The 1,987-nt window shown below is 34.5% G+C and carries 2 protein-coding genes; both read right to left on the bottom strand.

Translation table 11 applies throughout. The features are described 5' to 3' along the window. Nucleotides 1-139: 139 nt before the first annotated feature. Complete coding sequence (locus ES677_RS15005) at nt 140-1,153, bottom strand: serine/threonine-protein kinase (protein ID WP_148381698.1); 1,014 nt, start codon at nt 1,151-1,153, stop codon at nt 140-142. Next, entirely contained in the window at nt 1,154-1,606 is a 453-nt protein-coding gene (locus ES677_RS15000; protein ID WP_148381697.1) for a hypothetical protein, read from the bottom strand. Nucleotides 1,607-1,987 lie beyond the last annotated feature (381 nt).

Genomic DNA, 1,987 nt, shown 5'->3' with positions numbered 1-1,987 from the left:
GGTAGCTTCAATTGGTGTAAAGAGCAATTGTTGAGATGAACGTTGAACCGCCGTATACGAGACCCGTACGTACGGTGGTGTGAGAGGCGCACTGGCAATCATTCGATTGTCAGCCGTCTACTCGATTAGCAACTGGGCTTTAACGCAATGTTGTCTTTCTAATGACCTCAAAAAATTCAGATTCTACTTTATCGTCAGGAACATTTTTACAACAGTTTTCTGTTTTTCTTATTCCGTTCTTTTTAAAGTCAATCGTCCATCCGTTTCTTTTTTTGACTTTAATCATTTCGTAATTACATCCATTTGAATGACCTGTCCAATTATCATCGTCAACTTGAACCCAATCAATATCGAAATTTAATCGGTCTATGGCTTGTCGAAAATCATTACAGTTTTGGTATCTCGTTCCTTTCGCTTTATGAATTGATTTTTTTAAAATTCTAATAATTTTCTCGGGAATATGAGGTAAAAATACTCTTGGTGGAAATTTATCTCTTTTTACTGCATTTTTCCATTCGTCTATTGTCGTAAATATAAAATCTAATTTATTGGTATTGTTCAGAAGTCTATAAAAAGTAATTCCTGTTGCATAAATATCGGAAACTCTGTCCATCGGATTACCTTCAATTACTTCTAAAGGTTGATGCGGTCTATAACCTTGAATATTACTTGGTTCAACGTGGTAATTAATTGCTAATCCAAAATCGGAAAGTTTTACTTCGTCAAAATCGCCAAATAAAATATTAGCTGGCTTTATATCTCTGTGTAAAACGTTATTGTTGTGAGCGTGTTCAAGACCTAATAACGCCTGCTGAATTACTCGACAAGAATCTTTTGCAGTTATAAATCTTTTCTCAATATGTTTTTGGATAGAGCCTTTTGATAGGTATTCCATTACAATTATAACTACTTGTTCTCCTCTGAAAATTACAGAACGAACATCTTTTACATCAACAATGTGTTTATGTCTACAAGCATCTAACGTTTGACCTTCTTTTACCGCATTTACAAATTTATTTGGGTCAGTAACTTTTATAACTTTTACAGCAATTTCTTTTTGTAAAAAAGGGTCATAACATAAAAATACATTGCCAAAATGACCACTACCAATATGGTCTATGATTTGAAATTTATCTAATTGTTCTTTAGCCATTTATAAAATATTAAACCAAGCCACTAAAACAGCATCTTTCATAGCTTTATTCCAATAAGGTTTGTGAATTCCAATTATTGGGTCAATGTATTTATAAACATCGGTCTTATTCGGTTCTCCAAATTTCGTTGCATTTATTGCTTGCGATGAGAAAGAATTAATTTTAATTCCTTTCTTTTTAGCGATTAAATTTAAGATACCTTGAGGATAGCAAGAAGTTTTTATTTGGTCTAAAGATGATATAGTAATCGAAATTTTATGTGAGATAATATCTGGATTGTGTTTATCAACAATTAGTGAAATTTGAGTTTCAAACCATTCCATCAGTTCATCCGTTTCTAAATTCGGTAGGACAATTTTGTTTTTTTCGATGATTGTTGGTGCGCTCGCTGTTTTTTGAAGTACTGCAAAACTAAATTCATTTTTTGCAAAGTTAAATCCTACTGCTTTCATATGTTTTTTTTGGTTAGTTACTGTTGTTGGTCTTGCCTTGTTGCTAACGTTGTTGTGTATGGACCGTTGCGTGTTAAAGCACGGACCATTAAAGATACAAAACTACGCTGGAAAATTCCCAAGAATTTTCCAGATGAGCACAGACCCAGCAATGGTTTATACACGGTGTGTGTGCCCAGTATGGGCATCTTTAACTTACAGCAAAGTAAGTAATTAATCTAGAGGGTGCAAGTCCCTTATGCGCTGGGGTAACGCCTAGAAGCATTAGTAAGTCGCAAGGGTGGTAACTGCAAAGTTACATCTGAAGAAGGCGAGACTACAAAACTCGGTACTGACGAACAGAAACCGTATACAGAGGCCTATTTATTCGGGTAAGCAACC

It is taken from the genome of Bizionia gelidisalsuginis (genome assembly GCF_008086185.1).
GTDB lineage: Bacteria > Bacteroidota > Bacteroidia > Flavobacteriales > Flavobacteriaceae > Bizionia > Bizionia saleffrena.
This window is presented reverse-complemented; position numbering and strand designations above follow the sequence as displayed.